Source organism: Saccharothrix coeruleofusca (assembly GCF_017876325.1).
GTDB classification, from domain to species: Bacteria; Actinomycetota; Actinomycetes; order Mycobacteriales; family Pseudonocardiaceae; genus Actinosynnema; species Actinosynnema coeruleofuscum.
The window spans coordinates 3,733,795-3,749,783 of sequence record NZ_JAGINV010000001.1 but is presented as its reverse complement, the minus strand read 5'-3'; the positions used below and the strand labels follow the sequence as shown (position 1 = coordinate 3,749,783).

12 protein-coding genes are annotated in these 15,989 nt (G+C 71.8%); 4 read left to right on the top strand and 8 right to left on the bottom strand.

The window, feature by feature from the left end:
- Positions 1 to 19: 19 nt before the first annotated feature.
- The 5 genes from JOF41_RS16925 to JOF41_RS16905 all read right to left on the bottom strand — a co-directional run bounded on the left by JOF41_RS16925 (position 20) and on the right by JOF41_RS16905 (position 6,890).
- Complete coding sequence (locus tag JOF41_RS16925; protein WP_189225149.1) at positions 20 to 1,243, bottom strand: FAD-dependent monooxygenase; 1,224 nt, start codon at positions 1,241 to 1,243, stop codon at positions 20 to 22.
- Positions 1,240 to 2,634 carry an MFS transporter gene (locus JOF41_RS16920; RefSeq protein ID WP_189225150.1) on the bottom strand — a complete coding sequence of 465 codons (1,395 nt, stop codon included), beginning with the start codon at positions 2,632 to 2,634 and terminating at the stop codon, positions 1,240 to 1,242. The genes JOF41_RS16925 and JOF41_RS16920 overlap by 4 nt, the downstream gene beginning before the upstream one ends.
- Positions 2,635 to 3,007: 373 nt before the next feature.
- Positions 3,008 to 4,195 (bottom strand): globin domain-containing protein, encoded by a 1,188-nt coding sequence (locus JOF41_RS16915; protein WP_209620116.1) that lies wholly within the window; start codon positions 4,193 to 4,195, stop codon positions 3,008 to 3,010.
- Positions 4,196 to 4,422: 227 nt separating this feature from the next.
- Complete coding sequence (locus tag JOF41_RS16910; RefSeq protein WP_189225152.1) at positions 4,423 to 4,839, bottom strand: hypothetical protein; 417 nt, start codon at positions 4,837 to 4,839, stop codon at positions 4,423 to 4,425.
- An 8-nt stretch (positions 4,840 to 4,847) separates the two neighbouring features.
- Entirely contained in the window at positions 4,848 to 6,890 is a 2,043-nt protein-coding gene (locus JOF41_RS16905) for an AfsR/SARP family transcriptional regulator (RefSeq protein WP_209620114.1), read from the bottom strand.
- Between the two features lie 378 nt (positions 6,891 to 7,268).
- Here JOF41_RS16905 and JOF41_RS16900 point away from each other — a divergent pair, with 378 nt between their 5' ends.
- From JOF41_RS16900 to JOF41_RS16885, 4 genes are all read left to right on the top strand, one after another.
- Positions 7,269 to 7,601 (top strand): hypothetical protein, encoded by a 333-nt coding sequence (locus JOF41_RS16900; RefSeq protein ID WP_189225154.1) that lies wholly within the window; start codon positions 7,269 to 7,271, stop codon positions 7,599 to 7,601.
- A gap of 311 nt (positions 7,602 to 7,912) precedes the next feature.
- Positions 7,913 to 8,545: an ABC transporter ATP-binding protein gene (locus JOF41_RS16895; protein ID WP_307867439.1), complete on the top strand. Its 633-nt coding sequence runs from the start codon at positions 7,913 to 7,915 to the stop codon at positions 8,543 to 8,545.
- Positions 8,542 to 11,046 (top strand): ABC transporter permease, encoded by a 2,505-nt coding sequence (locus JOF41_RS16890; RefSeq protein WP_209620108.1) that lies wholly within the window; start codon positions 8,542 to 8,544, stop codon positions 11,044 to 11,046. Before JOF41_RS16895 ends, JOF41_RS16890 begins: the two co-directional genes overlap by 4 nt.
- A gap of 240 nt (positions 11,047 to 11,286) precedes the next feature.
- Complete coding sequence (locus JOF41_RS16885) at positions 11,287 to 12,195, top strand: LysR family transcriptional regulator (RefSeq protein ID WP_189225157.1); 909 nt, start codon at positions 11,287 to 11,289, stop codon at positions 12,193 to 12,195.
- A 32-nt stretch (positions 12,196 to 12,227) separates the two neighbouring features.
- Here JOF41_RS16885 and JOF41_RS16880 read toward each other — a convergent pair whose 3' ends face one another.
- From JOF41_RS16880 to JOF41_RS16870, 3 genes are read right to left on the bottom strand one after another with little or no spacing between them, the layout of a single operon-like run.
- On the bottom strand, positions 12,228 to 14,414 hold the full coding sequence (locus tag JOF41_RS16880; RefSeq protein ID WP_209620105.1) for a xanthine dehydrogenase family protein molybdopterin-binding subunit: 2,187 nt from the start codon (positions 14,412 to 14,414) through the stop codon (positions 12,228 to 12,230).
- Positions 14,411 to 15,388, bottom strand: coding sequence for an FAD binding domain-containing protein (locus JOF41_RS16875; RefSeq protein ID WP_189225159.1), 978 nt, complete (start codon positions 15,386 to 15,388; stop codon positions 14,411 to 14,413). The genes JOF41_RS16880 and JOF41_RS16875 overlap by 4 nt, the downstream gene beginning before the upstream one ends.
- A complete protein-coding gene (locus JOF41_RS16870) occupies positions 15,388 to 15,837 on the bottom strand; it encodes a (2Fe-2S)-binding protein (RefSeq protein ID WP_209624259.1) in 450 nt (149 codons plus the stop codon). The genes JOF41_RS16875 and JOF41_RS16870 overlap by 1 nt, the downstream gene beginning before the upstream one ends.
- Between the last annotated feature and the right edge of the window lie 152 nt (positions 15,838 to 15,989).

Below are 15,989 nucleotides of genomic sequence, written 5' to 3'. Positions count from 1 at the left end.
GTGGTGCTGCCGCGTCACGTCACGACGTCGAAGCGAATTCGGGCAGGGTCAAGGCCGAGTGGGCCGGTCGTGCCTGCGGGGAGGGCATGGCGACGAGACCGCGCAACCTGGTGTTGCGCTGCTCCAGCTCCCGCGCCGTGGTGGGGAAGAGCGTGGCCGCACCGTCGCCCGCCAGCGCCTGGTTCATGGTCACGAAGTCGCGGACGCCGCTTTCGTAGGCGGCGAAGGCGGTGGCGTGGTCCCGGTGCGTGGCCAGGGCGTTGGCGAGCGCGTAGGCACCGACCAGCGCGAGGCTCGAACCCTGCCCGGTGAGGAACGAGGGCGCGTACGCGGCGTCGCCGACCAGCGCGACCCGGCCGCTGGACCAGCGGGGCAGGCGGATCTGGCCGACCGCGTCGAAGAACAGGTCGTCCGCCTCGCGCATGGCCTCGACCATGCCGGGCACCTCCCAGCCCGCGTCCGCGAAGGCCGTGGCGACCAGGTCCCGCTGGGCGTCGGGGTCGCCGAAGACGTGCGGCGGCGGCTCGGGCTGGTGGAAGTTCAGGAAGGCGTGCAGTTCCTCGCTGTCACCGACGGCGTAGAGGGCCGCGGCCCTGCCGGGGCTGTTCCACATCACCACTTCGCGGGAGAGCCCGAAGGTGTTCGGCATGGTGAAGATGGCGAAGCAGTAGCCGAAGTAGCGGTGGAACCGCTCCTCGGGGCCGAACAGCGACCGCCGGGTGCGCGAGTGCGCGCCGTCCGCGCCGATCACCAGGTCGAACGTGCGTTGCCGCCCGCTGTGGAAGGTGACGTCGACCCCTCGCCCGGACTGGTCGAGGGTTTCCGCGTAGTCGTCGAACAGGAACTCCACGTCGTCGCGGACCACCGCGTGGAGCGCCTCGGCCAAGTCCCCGCGGCGCACCTCCAAGTCCCGCCCCTCGACGCCGCCCGCGACGACGTGGGGGGCGAGCGAGGCTATCTCGCCGCCGTCGGCGTCGAGGAAGGCGCAGCGGCGTGAGGTGATGTGCGCGTCCCGCAGTCGCGGCAGCAGCCCCATCCGCCGGACCACCTCCACCGCGGTGCCCCGGATGTCGATCGGGTAACCGCCGCCGCGCGGCGCGCTCGCCCGCTCCGCCACGGTGACCGCGAATCCGGCCCGGTGCAGCCAGTACGCCAGAGCGGGACCGGAGATGCCCGCACCGGAGATCAGGACCTCGCGCTCGGCGGTGGTGCCCGCCTCCATCGGCAGACCGGTGGGCGTCATGCCCTGGCTCCCTTCCTGGTGATGCGGACGACGAGCAGCGACAAGGCGGAGACGACGCCCGCGGTGGTGAAGCCCGTGATGAAGGCCGACTCGGCGGGCAGTCCCGTCGTCGGATCGGTCCCGGCGGTGAGGATCGCACCGCCGACCTGGAAGCCCACGGCGAGGCCGATCACCCGCGTCACCACGAGCAGGCTGGTGGCGATGCCGATGTTCTCGGTCTCGACGGCGGTGGTGATGCCCGCGAGCAGCGCCGTGGTGCCGATGCCCGCGACGAACGCGATCAGCACCCTCGCCAGGACCAGTTGCCACTCCTCGGTGTGCAGCGACGCCAAGGCGATCATCGTGGCCGCCATGGCGGTGGTGCCCACGACGACCACGGCACGCGGACCGAAACGCCGCGCCGCGACGCCGCCGACCGAATCGCTCACCGCGCCGGCGATGGCGCCGGGCAGCAGGAGCAGTCCGATGTCGGTGGTGTTGAGCCCGAAGCCGTAACCGTCGGCCGACACCGCGAACAGCTGCAGCATCAGGAAGGCCACCAGCCCGGAACCGGCGGTCATGACGAAGGTGAGCACGACCGAGTGCCACATGGCGGGCCGCGCCAGCATCCGCAGGTCGACCATCGGCGAGGCGGCCCGGCGCTCGACGACGACCCACCCGGCCGTCAGACCGGCCACGGCCACGGCCACGGCGCCGATCGCGGCTGGGGGCAGGCCGCCGCGGGTCACCACCACGAGCCCGAGCATGAGCGCGAGCAACGCGCCGCTGAGCAGGACCGCACCCGGCCAGTCGATCCCGCCCGCCGAGGGGGCGGGCTGGTCGTGCGGCATCACTCGGACCAGGACCAGCGTCGTCGCGATGATCGCGATCGCGGGCAGCGCGAACATCCAGTGCCAGGACAGCGCTTCCGCGAGCGGCCCGGCGATCAACGTGCCCACCATGCCGCCGCCGGTGAACAGCGCCACGACCAGACCGACCGCCACCTGCGTCTGCTCGGTCGGCAGGTACTTGCGCACCAGGATGAAGGACAGCGGCAGTGCCCCCACCATGACGCCCTGCAGCACCTGGCCGAGCAGCAGCACCGGCAGGTTCGGCGCCAGGCCCGCCAGCAGCCCACCGGCCGACACCACGGCCATCAGCCAGACCAGGACCCGCTTCCCGCCGTAGCGGTCGCCGAGCTTGCCCGCGACGGGGGCGGCGACCGCACCGGTGATGAGCACCGTGTTGGCGATGAGCGCTCCTTCGGCAGGGCTGACGTCGAGTTCACGCTGCAGCAGCGGGAGCGCGGGCTCCACCACCGACTGCAGGGTGCCGAGGGCGAGCGCCAGGACGCCCAGGGCGCCTATCGACGGCTTCCCGATGCGAATCGGGGAAGCCACAGTTTCGGACATGGACAACCTTCTTGTCGTTGGGTTCCGGTGAGTGCGCGCACCACCCAACACTTCCCCGTGACGCCGCGCGGGGCATCGTCCCCTGGCACCGTCTCCCCCCTGATGCACCCTGATCAGTTGCCCACCCGATCTAGTGCCTGCGCACTACACACCGGTTCGGGACTTCGACGGTCCACCCGCGTCAGGACGCTGCCGATGCCGGGGACCGCTCGGGAAAGCGCTTCCCACAGCGATGAACCCGATCCGGTCGCGGTTGAGCCAGGCGCTCGGCCGGGTGTCCCAGCCGAGCGCCTGCTCCTGATCGCGTGACCGCGCCGCTCGTCGACTCGCCCACGGCTGCGAACCGCGTCGCGGTCCCGGACCGTTCGCGGTGTCAGCCGACTCGGCCGTCGAGCATCCCCGGTCCGAAGACCTCGTAGTGCACGCGGTCGGCGGGTAGACCACGACGCAGCAGCCCGGCCCGGACCCGGTGCATGAACGGCACCGGCCCGCACAGGTAGGCGGTCGTGTCCTCGGTCAGCGGGATGGCGTCCACGTCGACGAGACCGCGGCGCCCGCCGTCGCCCTCCTCGTACCAGGTGAACTGGTCGACATCGGTGAGACCGGCGGCGATCCGGCGGATCTCGGCGCGCAGCGGGTGGCGCTCGGGGGAGCGGTCGGCGTGCACGACCACCACCCGGCGGGTGGGTTGGCTGCGGGCGATGTGGTCCAGCATCGCGGCCATCGGCGTGATGCCGATGCCCGCGCTGACCAGCAACACCGGACCAGTGCCGGGGTCGAGCGCGTTCTCCCCGGCGGGCGGGCCGACCAGGAGGGTGTCGTCGGTGCGCACGTGGTCGTGCAGGTGGTTGGACACCGCGCCGTCCGGTGCGCCGTCGACACCGCGCACCCGGCGCACGCTGATCCGCAACGAGCCGCGGCCCGGTCCCTGCGACAGCGAGTACTGGCGGGGCTGGCGGTGGCCGTCGGGCAGGTCGACCGCGACCGAGACGTACTGGCCGGGCGCGAAGTCCGGCACCTCGCCGCCGTCATCGGGCACGAGCGTGAAGGACACCGCGTCGACGGCTTCGTCCTGCCGCTTGGCCACCCGCCAGCGCCGCCACACCGTCGCGGAGTCGATCCCTCCGCGCTGGTAGAGCCGGGCCTCGGCGGCGATGAGGCGGCACGCCAACAACCAGTAGACCTCGTCCCAGGCGGCGGCGACCTCCGGCGTGACCGCGTCGCCGAGCACCTTGCCGACGGCGGCCATGAGGTGCCTGCCGACGATCGGGTACTGCTCGGCCCGGATGCCCAGCGACACGTGCTTGTGCGCGATGCGCTCGGCGATCGCGTCGAACGAGCCCGCGTCGGGGGCGAGCAGGTGCTCGGCGAAGGCCACGACGGCGGAGGCCAGCGCGACCCGCTGCCGCCCGCTCGCCTGGTTGCCCTGGTTGAACAGGTCCAGCAGCTCGGGGTGCGCGGCGAACATGGCGGGGTAGAACTCGCTGGTGATCTGGACGGCGTGGTCGCGCACGACGGGCAGCGTCACGCGCACCACCTCGGCCGAGGCAGCGGACAGCACGGTGTGCTCCTCCTGGTGGTCGAAGATGCGTGGGATCGGGCGGAACGGGGTCCGTTCCGCCCGATCCGATCACGAGGACCACGGTGCGCCACTCGCGCGCCCGGCAGCAGGGAGCAACGTCAGGGGGCGGATGGGACTTTGGTCCCTGCCGGTCCGGCCTCCGCTGTGGTCACCACGCGCGGACGCGCCGTGATCCCGCGACATCCGCCACCAGCGCTGTCGGCGCCTCAGGCGAAGTAGTTGACGAACGCCGCGGTGTCGGCGTAGTACTCGGTGAGCTTGGCGATCTTCCCGTCGGCGAAGTCGTAGCGCTCGATGATGGAAGTGCGCCAACCGTCCGGGTACCCCTCGCGGGGGGAGAACTGGACTTCGTAGTAGTGCAGCACCGTGTCGCCGTTCTCGAAGAACTGCGAGCCACCGGACTCGAACCGGACACCGGTGCGCATCGCCATGTCGGCCGCGGCCTTGCGCCACTGGGCCCACCCCTCGAACCCGACGAGCCTGCCGAAGATGCTGTCGGGTTCGACGAGGACCGACTCGTCGGTGATGTAGTCGGGCAGCTTGGCCAGGAACGCCTGCTCGTCGAGCATCGTGGACTCGATGAACGCGCTGTATTCCTTGATGAAATCGACGTGGTTGCTCACTACAGCAGTCAACTCTCCCGTTGTGGAATTCTCACCATGAAGGGCGTCACAACCTGGCAGCGCCTCTCACGGGCAGCAGCGCAGGAGTGCGAACGCGTCGGTCGCACCTGGGTGAGCTGGTCGGAGCAGCACGGCTGAACGTCCATGAGGGCCACCTGTCGGTCCGAGAACACCGCGTTGGGCGACTTCGAGGAAGTCGACTCCCGAGCGAGGCGGGGCAGTGGACGGCGCAGCGCGGCCGGGCGGTGTTCCGAGGGCAGCGCACCGGCCGCCCGCTCCGCTGCGTACCGGCGGTCCAAATCGGACATCCGGTAGCGGTTCGGAGCGTGCTGGTCCAGCAGGTGCGTGTTCACCGCCTCGCGCAACAGCGTCCGCGTTCGGCTCGTCGGCAGGCCTGCCAGCGTCGCAGCCGAGGTCAACTCGATATCGTCCCCCGGTTCGAGGCTCACCAGACCCAGCAGCCACGCGGCGTCAGCGCTCAGCGCCGAGTAGGTCGCCGAGAGCGCCACCCTGAGGTCCGCCACGTCGTCGCCGATGGTCAGTGCGTCCAACCGGGTCCGCTCGTCGCGCACTTCCTCCGCCAGCGCCGACAACGGCAAGTCCGGGGCCATCGCAGCGCGGACGGCCATGATCCGCAATGCCAGCGGCAGCCGCGCGCACCCCTCCAGCAGCGCCGACACCGCCCCCCTCTCGGTCGTCACCCGGTCCCCGCCGAGGTGCAGCGCCAACAGCGAGAACGCTGCCGCCTCGGACAACGGACCCAGTCGCAGCGAGGCACCGCCGTGTCCGGTGACGAGACCGCCCAGCCGGTCCCGGCTGGTGACCAGCACACAGGATGACCGACCGCCAGGCAGCAGTGGAATCACCTGCGCCGCGTCCCTGGCGTTGTCCAGCACGACCAGCACCCGCCGCTCCGCCAGCAACCCCCGGTACAGGGCGGTCGCACCGGACCCGACGGGCACATGGGCCTGCTCGACGCCGAGGGCGTGCAGCAGGTCCCGCACGGCGGTTTCCGGTGCCAGCGGCTCCTTGCCAGGGGTGAAACCGCGCAGGTCGAGGTAGAGCTGACCGTCGGGGAAGTGGTCCGCGTGCTGATGCGCCCAGCGCAGCGCCAACCAGGTCTTGCCGACTCCGCCGGGCCCGGTCACCACCGGGATGCGGGTTCCGTCCTTCTGGCCGCTCAGCGCAGTGCTCAATTCCGCCAGTTCCCGCTCGCGTCCGACGAATCCCCAGGGTGCCGCGGGCAGGTGACGTGGGACCAACCGCGTGGCGGCGGTGTCGGCAGCGGACCGCACCTCGACCGCCCTCTCGGGGGTGGAGAGCGCCGGGTCGGCGGCCAGAATCCGCCGGTGCAGCTCGCGCAGCGGTGGGGAGAGGTCAACGCCCAACTCTTCGGCCATCAGGACGGCGCTGCGACGGTACTGCTCCAGTGCCTCGTGCTGGCGCCCGCACCGGTAGAGCGCAAGCATCAGTTGACCGGTGAGTCGTTCGTCCAAGGGGTGTTCGGCGGCCAGCGTGGCCAGCCTCAGCACCAGGGCGGCGTGGCCGCCGCGGCGTAGCTCGACGTCCGCGTGGTCGAGTTCGGCGTGGTGCTTGGCCTGCTGCGCGGCGTTCCGCACTTCGTTGGCCCACGGCGTGTCCAGTCCGCTCAGCGGCTGTCCCTGCCATAGGGCGAACGCCTGGTCGAACAGCCGCTTCGCCGTGTCGTCGGCGGCATCGCCCGCCTGTTCGACCAGGCGGTGGAACCGATTCAGGTCGATTGCGCTGTCATCGACGCGGATCAGATAACCGCATCTGCGCTCCAGGCTGACCTCCTCAGCGCCGGCTAGTGCCCTGCGCAACCGGGACAGGTAGGTGTACAGCGTGTTCTGGGGGTGGTGCGGCGGGGTGTCACCCCATACTCGCGACACCAGCAGATCAACCGAAACCACATCGTTCGCGTCCACCAATAACGCCGCCAGGACGGCCCGCTGCTTGCCGGGACCGAGATCCACGAGCTTGCCATCGTGAACCGCTTCCACCGTGCCGAGCAACCGAAATTCGAAGGACACGCCTGACTCCCCCCCGGGACACCATGATGCGTTCCGACCCTGTATACAGCCTAGTGCTGCGTCCCGGAACCTCGCCCCGGTAACCGGTCAGGTGAAGTGTCCGGCCGCTGCCAGTGGGGCAGAGCCGGAAGTGGTCCCAGCACGAGCACTCGCGCTCGTCGACATGGTGTCGTGCGGTGGACTGGCGGGCGACGCGGTACCACGGGCTCCGCTGGAGCATCGGTGAGGTCGTCGTTGTCCTCAAGATTCGTGAAAGATTTTCTTACGGTCCGGACCTCATGCTGGTGGAGCGGCCGGAGGTCGTAGCAGCCGTGGGATTGGCCCGCCGCTTCGGCGAGGGGAATTCCACGTGATTCGAAATCGAGTGAGGGGGATGGAATGTCGATGCAGGGCAAGTGGGTGAAGCTCGCGCAGACGACGGCGGCGCTGGCCGTCGTGACGGGCGGGCTGCTGTCGTTCAACGCGGTCGCGAGCGCAGGTGAGGTCGACGCTCTCGGGGGTGGCTGCTCGAACCTTGAGATCATCGACGCGGACCGAGGGCACGGCTGGGGCTGCACCACGACGGGCGGGTCCGTCATGCGGCTGCACGGCTGGTGCAACGGTGGTCCGGACCAGTACTCCGACTGGGTCGCGGGTACGAACATGAACCTGTGGACGGGCGGCTGCACGTTCTGGTGGGACATGCACACGGTGACCACCGAAGCCAGCTGACGCTGCCCCGGCCTGAAACGGCGGGGCGGCAGGACAGGGCGATGTGAGCGCGTGGGCGGGCTCGTCCGACCTCGGACGGGCCCGCCGAACGTCCCCGAGCAGTCCGAGCCGGGGTGAATTCCAGGTCCATTCGCCGACGGTCGAGGCGGTATGGAGCTTCACGAACACGCTACGGTGGCGGTGAAACGACGGCGATCACGCCGTAGCCGGGAAAAAGGCGGTGTGCCGACTTGACGGATTCTGCGGCTCCACTTGTCAGGCTGCACGGGGTGCGGCGCTCGTACGGCAGTGGAATAACGAAGGTCACGGCCGTGGAGGACGTTGGTTTCGACGTGCACCGCGGTGAGTTAGTCGCGGTGATGGGGCCGAGTGGTTCCGGAAAATCCACCCTGCTGCTGGTCGTGGGCGGACTCGAACGACCGGACGCCGGTTCGGTCACCGTGGCAGGCGCGGAACTGGCCGGGTTGTCCGAGGAAGCCCTCTACCGGCACCGTCGGCAGCACATCGGATTCGTGTTCCAGAACTACAACCTGATCCGCACGCTCACCGCGGTCGAGAACGTGGCGCTACCCGCCGAGTTGAACGGGATGTCCTACCGCAAGGCCGTGTCGGAGGCCGAGGAGGCGTTGCGCGCCGTCGGGGTCGGCGACTTGGCCCGGCGCTTCCCCGACCAGATGTCGGGTGGGCAGCAGCAGCGCGTCGCCCTCGCGCGGGCGCTCGGCGGCGGCAGGCGGGTGCTGCTCGCCGACGAGCCGACCGGCGCGCTCGATTCGCACACCGCATCCGGGGTCCTGGACGTCATGGCGCGGCGAGTGGCCGATGGCGCGGCGGGCATCGTCGTCACGCACGACCCCTCGGTCGCGGCAAGAGCGCACCGCACGATCCACTTGCGGGACGGTCGGATCGAGCACATCGGCGTCGCCAGGGCGGGAACGGTCCGATGAGATTCCTGGTGCTCGCCAGCCGCCTGGCCCGTCGGGAGATGGCGGCCCAGCGCTCGTCCTCCTTGTTGGTGCTGATCCTGATCACCTTGCCGGTCCTGGGCATCACCGCCTACCTCACCGCCGACGCGTCGGCGATCGCGAGTCCCGAGAGCAGGATCGCACGTGAACTGGGCGGCGCGGATGTCCGGGTGCTGGTCGAGGCGCCGGAGCCGTTCGCCGAGGGAGTGGCCCGCTCGCGTGCCGACATCACCACTGAGTTCGGACCGGATTCACAAGTCGCAGCCCTGGTGAAGGTCAGCTCGACGACACGGGCCGGAGACCGCGAGGTCCCGACGACGATCCACCTGCACGACACCGCGAGCCCGCTGACCGAACCGCTCTACCGACTGCTGTCCGGCAAGCGTCCCGCCTCCGCGGACGAGGTGGCGTTGTCCGAGGCCACCGCCCGACGGCTGGCCGTCTCGGTGGGGGACCGGGTGACCGTCGCGGGGGTGGATCGGCCGCTCGTGGTCAGCGGCGTCCAGTTCGACCCGAGGGACATCGAGGCGGCGTTCGCCGTGCTGCCCGACTCCGGCGAACTCGTCGGACCGCTGACGGCGGAGCGGGAAGCGTCACCGACCCTGTCGTGGCTGGTGAAGATCGGACCGCAGGCACCGCCGCCGGGCACCGTCGGCACGCTCACCGTCGTCAACAAGCGCATGGTGCTGCTGGAGTCCCAACCGAGCAACCGCAGCCTGTTCTTCGGCGTCTTCCTCGGTTCGCTGCTGGAGATCACGCTGATCGTCGCCGCGGTGTTCGCCACGACGGCCAGGCGGCAGCGCCGCTTCTACGCCCTGCTCGCCCTCAGCGGCGCCGGACCGCGCCAGCGCTTCGGCATCGCCTGCGCGCACGGCCTGGTCATCGGCGTGATCGCCGCCGCCATCGGAGTCGCGGGCGGCGTACTGGCCGCGCTCCTGCTGCGCGGCACCCTGGAGCAGGCCACCAAAACCAGGTGGGAGCAGCTGACCGTCCCGACCGGACTGTTGGGGCAGGTGGTCCTGCTGGCGGTGGCCGCCACGGTGCTGAGCGCGGCGCTGGTGAGCCGGTCCTCCGCGACGCGGAACCCCGCCGAGGCCCTGCACGGCCGGGAGTCCGTCATCGGGAGGTCACGGCGCGGCCTGATCCTCGTCGGAGGAGGGCTGCTGGCGGTTGGCGTCACCTCGATGGTGTTCGGCCTGCTGGTCCGTCGGGAGACCTTCGCGCCGCTGGGCGTGCTGCTCGGCGTCTTCGGCGGCGGACTGCTGCTCACCGTGCTGCTGCCGCGCCTGCTGGTGGTGGGGCGGGGGATGCGACTGCCCGCGCGGCTCGCCATCCGCGACACCGCGCTCGCCCCCAGCCGCACCGCAGCGCTGGCGACCGCCATCGCCTCGATGATCGCCGTTGCCACGACGATGACGTTCTACCTCACCGGGATGGCCGCCAATCCGGACTACAAGCCGTACGTGCCGGACGCCCCGGAGAACGCGGCGGTGTTCACCACCCGCGCGCCGGTCGCACCGGACGTCCTCGGCCGCGCGGCGGAACAGCTCGGAGCCCCCGGCGCCATCGCGTTCCGGGAGGCCGCGCTCAGCGTGCCGGAGGGGGCGACGCCCAGTCCGGTGCAGATCTCCTCCGCCGCGCTGGGCGCGTTCAGCCCGCTCACCGCGGTCGTGGCCGAGGACGAGGCCGATGAACTGCTCGGCAGGCCGCTCAGCGATGCCGAGCGGCGCGCGTTCACCACGGGTTCGGCGCTGGCGCTGAACCCCGGCCTGGTGTCCGACGGCTCGGTCCTGCTCAAGGGCTCGCTCCCGCGCACACCGGGGAACGCGAGCACACCACCGACGTTCACCGAGGTGGACGTCCGGATGCCCGCGCTCGTGGTGGCCGATCGGAAGTTCCGCCGCGCACCCTTGCTGCTGGTGACCGAGCAGGTCGCGCGCGCTCGCAACCTGGAACCGCTGAGCCAGAGCTACTCCTACCTGTTCCGGTCCTCGGCGCTGCCCAGCGAAGCGGCCGAGGACCAGGCGCGGGCGACTCTGCTCGAAGGCGCGGAGGGGCGTGTGCTGTCGGGCAAGCTCCTGGTGGAGCGCGGCGACTCTCGACCGCGGGTGGTGAACCTGATCAACCGCTTGATCGTGCCCCTGCTGGTCGTGTTCTGCCTGGTGATCATCGCCATGGGCATCGGCCTGTCGACCAATCAGCTCAAGGACGACTTCGCGGTGCTCGCGGCGGTCGGCGCGCAGCCGGGGATCGTCCGCGCCGTGGCGTCGTGGCAGGCGGGCGCGACGGCCGCGATCGGCGTGGTCTTCGGTGTCGCCATAGGAGGGGCGGGTGCGGTCGCGATGGTCGCGGGCAGCGAAGCCCGCTGGACGGTGCTGCCGTTGGGGCTCACGGTCGCGGCGGCAGCGGCTGTCGTGCTGCTCGCCGCGGCACTGGGGCGCGCCACCGCGTCCCGCCGCCTGCCCACACCGCGTTGGACCTGAGGCGTCAACCGCGTTCGGGTCAGGGCTCTGTCCCTGATCTGCGCTGTGCTGATTCGTGGGGCAGCGGGAGGGCCCTCCTCCTCCCGCCGTCGACACGCGCAGGCAGGTCGGATCTCACCGCCCAACCCGGTTCCGGCTTCGGCGAACCGCGATCGTGGCGGCTGCGCGGACGGAGCGCCGTGGCACGTCTGCCGCTCCGGGGCGCGGGTCGTGCACGCGAGCGCGCTGCATACTGTGCCCATGTCGCACGGTGACCTCGGGCTGTTGCACGAACTGCGCGCTCTTTCCATCATGCTCGAGGAGAGGAACGTGACGCGGGCGGCGGGCCGGTTCCACCTGAGCCAGTCCTCGATGAGCCGGACGTTGCAGCGGTTGCGCGCGTTGTTCGGCGACGAGCTGCTGGTCCGGTCCGGCGGCGAGTACGAGCTGACCCCGAGGGCGCGGGAGGTGCAGCGCGAGCTGGTCCTGCTCCTGCCGCGCCTGGAGAGACTCCTCGCGGGCCGGGGCTTCGACCCCGCCACGGCGACCGGTGTCGTGCGGATCATCGGCACCGACTACACCACCTCGACGCTGGGGCCGCACCTGCTGCCCCGGCTGTTCCTGGCCGCCCCCGAGCTGGAAGTCCGCGTCCAGCACAAGGACGGGGACGCGTTCGCGGCCTTGGAGCGGGGTCGGGCCGACATCGCCCTGTCCGTGCTCCGCCCGACCTCCCCGCTGCGGTGGGAGCAGCTGTTCACCGACGACGTGGTCTGTGCGGTGGACCGCGACCACCCGGTGCGGGAGCGCTTCTCGCTGGCCGACTACACCGCGGCCCGCCACGTGGTCGTCGCCCTGATCCAGCGGGGACAACCGATGATCGACCGGTGGTTGGAGGAGCTGGGCCGCACCAGGGTGGCGGCGGTGCGGGTGGCGGACTTCGGCTCGGCGTTCGCCCCGCTGCCCGGCACCACCCTCGTGGCGACGATCCCGCGACGGCTGGCGGAGCTGCGGGTGGCCGCCCATCCGGGAGTCCGGCTGGTCGAGGCCCCGGAGGAGTTCGACGCCTTCCCGTACGGGATGGCCTGGCACGCGCGCCTGGACTCCGACCCGATGCACGCCTGGCTGCGCGAGGTGGTCCGGGCCGCGGCCGCGGAGCTGACCTCCGGGTGACCGGCGGGTCGGCTCCGCGGCCGCGCACGGCCTCACAGCAGCTTGTCGAGCGTGATCGGCAGGTCGTGGACGCGGACGCCGGTCGCGTTGTACACCGCGTTGCCGATCGCCGCCGCGGCCGAGATCATGCCTATCTCGCCCAGCCCGCGGACCCCGGACTCGCTGATGTGCGGGTCGGGGCGGTCCAGCCAGTGCACGTCGATCTCCGGTGTGTCGGCGTGCACCGGGACGAGGTAGTCCGCCATGCTCGCCGCGGCGAACCTGCCGTCCGGCTCGATCGGGTCGGCCTCCAGCAGGGCGTGCCCGATGCCCCAGATGATCGAGCCCACGAGCTGGCCGCGGGCCGCCTTGGCGTTGACCACCCGTCCCACGTCGAACACCGACGTGAACCGGTTGACGCGGGGCTCCCCGGTCAGCCGGTGGACCCGGACCTCGCAGAAGTGGGCGCCGAAGCAGTGGAACCGGTACCGGGAGGCGCTCTGGTCCGGGGCGGCGGTGCCGACCGCCTCGACGTGCGGCAGCCCCATGGCCCGCAGCAGGGTGGGGAAGTCGACCGACCGGCCGCGCGCCTCGACCCGGCCCCGCCGGTAGCGCACACTCGCGGGATCGAGACCCGCGAACGGCGAGCGCGGGTTGTCCACGGCAGACCGGACGAGCGCTTCGACGGCGGCCCGGCACGCGGCCTGCACCGCGGGCACCGTGCTCGTGGTGACACTGGAGCCGTACGCGCCGACGCCGCCGGGTGGGAGCGCGGAATCGCCGACCTCGGCCGTGATGGAGCCGACCGGCAGCTCCAGCTCGTCCGCCGCGACCACCGCCAGCACGGTGGAGGCTCCGGTGCCGGGGTCGGACGTGCCCGAGCCGACGGCGACGCGACCGTCGTCGAGGAACCGCGCCCGCGCCGAGGCGGGCTGCCGCCACGCGATGTAGACCGCGCTGGCCATGCCCATGCCGATCAGCCAGTCGCCGTCGGTCCGGGACCGGGGGCGCGCCGAGCGCCGGTCCCAGCCGAACCGCTGGGCCCCGACCCGGTAGCACTCGTCGAGGTGCTTGCTGGAGAAGCGGCGTCCCTCGACCGGGTCCTCCGTCGCGTAGTTGCGCAGCCGCAGCTCCACCGGGTCCACCCCGGTGCGCGCGGCGAGCTCGTCCATCGCGGTTTCCAGCGCGAACATGCCGGGCGCCTCGGCGGGCGCCCGCATCGACCAGGTCGGCGGGGTGTCCAGGGTGACCAGCCGCTGGTCGATCCGGATGTTCGGCGTGCGGTACATCACGGCGGAGGTCTCGCGGCCGGGCATCATCCGCCAGCCACCGGCCGCGGGCAGCTCCCCGTCGCTGTCGTGGCTGAGCGCGCGGAGCCTGCCGTCGGCATCGGCCCCGAGCCGGATCGTCTGCCGGACGGCTCCCCGGTGGCCGATGGCGGTGAACACCTGTTCGCGGCTGAGCACCAGCTTCACCGGCCTGCCGAGTTCGCGGGCGGCCGCGGCGCACAGCAGCGCCTCGTTCCACACCGGCGAGCGCTGGCCGAAGCCACCACCGGTGTACCGGCAGATCAGCCGGACCTTGCCCGGCTCGACACCGAGGCGGGCGGCGATCGTCGCGGCGGCCTGCTGCGGCGCCTGCGCTCCGGTGTAGACGGTGAGCTGGTCGTCCACCCACACCGCGGTCGTGGCGTGGGGCTCCATCGCGATGTGGTGCTGGGCGTGCTGGCTGACCGAGGTGGTGACGGTCACCGGGCTCGACGCCAGCGCGGCGTCGATGGAGGGCGTCCCCGGCGCCAGCTTCTGCACGAGGCCCTGCGGCACACCGGGGCCCGCGTCGGCCAACGAGGTCCGCGGCGGTGTGACCGCGTAGTCCGCCGTGACCAGCGCGGCCGCGTCCCTGGCCCGCTCGGCGGTGTCCGCCACGACCAGGCCGATGATCTGGCCGCGGAAGCGCACAGCGGTGTCCTGCAACGCGCTGTAGTTCTCGCCGCTGTGCTGGGGACTCGGGGGGTTGAGCGGCAGCGGGCGAAACGGCGTGAAGACGGCGATGACGCCGGGGGCGGCTTCGGCGCGGGACACGTCCATGCCGCGGACCTCGCCGCGGCCGACGGTGGCCTGGACGAGGTGGGCGTGGACCAGGCCCTCGGGGCGGTAGTCGGCGGCGTACGGCGCGCTGCCGGTGACCTTCGCGGGACCGTCGACGCGGTCGGTCCGGCGTCCGATGGGGGAGGGGGTCATCGGGGCTGCTCCAGTTCCAGCAGAGCGCGGATCAGGGTGCGCTTCATCAGCTCGGGCTTGAAGGCGTTGTGCCGCAACGGTCGAGCCCCCTCCACCGCGGCGGCAGCGGCCGTCGCGTAGGTGTCCTCCCCGGCGCGGCGGCCCGCCAGCGCCTTCTCGACCGCGGGCAGCCGCCACGGCCGGGTGCCCATGCCGCCGACCGCCACGCGTGCCTCGACGATGGTGTCGCCGACGCGCCGGACCGCCACCGCCGCCGAGGAGAGCGCGAACTCGTAGGACTGCCGGTCCCGGATCTTCAGGTAGGTCGAGCGCGTGGCCCAGTCCAGAGGCGGGACGACCACCTCGGTGACCAGTTCACCGGGCCGCAGGTCGTGTTCGAGGTGGGGGGTGTCACCGGGCAGCGGGTAGAAGTCGCGCAGGTCGACGGTGCGCGTGCCGTCCCGGCCCCGCAGCCGCACCTTGGCGTCGAGGGCGACCAGCGCCACCGCCAGGTCGCTGGGGTGGGTGGCCACGCACGAGTCGCTGGTGCCCAGCACGGCGTGCGTCCGGTTCTCGCCCTCGACCGCCGGGCAGCCGCTGCCCGGCTGCCGCTTGTTGCAGGGCGTGCTCACGTCGCGGAAGTAGCCGCACCGCGTGCGCTGCAGCAGGTTCCCGCCGATGCTGGCCATGTTGCGCAGCTGGCCGGAGGCGCTCAGCTCCAGCGCCCGGCTCAGCACCGGGTAGCCGCGGCGGACGTGGGGGTCCGCCGCCACGTCGCTCATCCGCTCCAGCGCCCCGATCCGCAGACCGCCGCCGGTCGCGTCGATCCCGCGCAGCGGCAGGCGGTTGATGTCCAGGACGTGCCGGGGGCTCATGACTTCGAGCTTCATCAGGTCCACGAGCGTGGTGCCGCCCGCGAGGAACGCGGTGTCGGAACCCGAGCGCCGCACGGCGTCGCCGACGTCGGCGGGGCGGTCGAACCGGAACTCGCGCATCAGCGCATCTCCGCCCGCGCCTGGCGGATCGCGGCCGCGATACCGGGGTAGGCGCTGCACCGGCAGATGTTGCCCGACATCTGCTCGCGGATCTCCGAGTCGGTCCGGGCGCCTCCTTCGGCGATGACCGCGGCCGCGGACATGATCTGCCCAGGGGTGCAGAACCCGCACTGGAGGCCGTCGTGGTCGATGAACGCCCGCTGGAGCGGGTGCAGCCGGTCGCCGTCGGCCAGCCCCTCGATCGTGGTCACGGTCGCACCGTCCACCGAGGCCAGCAGGGTCAGGCAGGAGACGACCCGCCGCCCGTCGACGTGCACGGTGCACGCGCCGCACTGGCCGCGGTCGCAGCCTTTCTTGGTGCCGGTCAACCGCATCCGATCCCGTAGCGCGTCCAACAGCGTCGTGCGCGGGTCGGCGGTCAGCGACGTGGCCGTCCCGTTGACCGTCATGCGCACGGCGACTTCCTCGGTCGTGGTCCGCGCCGCGGCACTCCCGCCGTCCGACGGGGCGGTGGCGGCCACGGCGGCGCTGCCCGCCAGGCCGAGCAGCCCGCGTCTGGTGATGCCCTCGTACTGCGTCATGGAATTCAGCGTCCGCCGTG